This window comes from Pseudomonas sp. FSL R10-2964 (assembly GCF_009600035.1).
GTDB lineage: Bacteria > Pseudomonadota > Gammaproteobacteria > Pseudomonadales > Pseudomonadaceae > Aquipseudomonas > Aquipseudomonas bubulae.
Window position 1 is genome coordinate 1 of sequence record NZ_WIWH01000128.1, and the last position, 298, is coordinate 298.

Annotated in this window: 1 protein-coding gene; it reads right to left on the reverse strand. The window is 50.3% G+C overall.

The features are described 5' to 3' along the window. Positions 1–230: hypothetical protein (locus tag GHN92_RS24075; RefSeq protein WP_218580747.1), on the reverse strand; the 230-nt coding region annotated here is incomplete at its 3' end. Positions 231–298 lie beyond the last annotated feature (68 nt).

The window sequence follows — 298 nt, forward strand, 5'->3', positions numbered from 1 at the left end:
AGTCGGTTAGAATACCGGCCTGTCACGCCGGGGGTCGCGGGTTCGAGTCCCGTCCGCTGCGCCATATTCTGAACACAAGCCCCTTGAACGCTTGTGATCAACAAAAAGCCTGCCTTGTGCAGGCTTTTTTGTGTATGCATGTTTTCTTTGATTGATAAAAAATTCAAATAAAACAACCACTTACGCGAATAGTGTGAGAGAATGCGCCCCGCAACGAAAGTGAAGTACAAGGGTGATTAGCTCAGCTGGGAGAGCATCTGCCTTACAAGCAGAGGGTCGGCGGTTCGATCCCGTCATC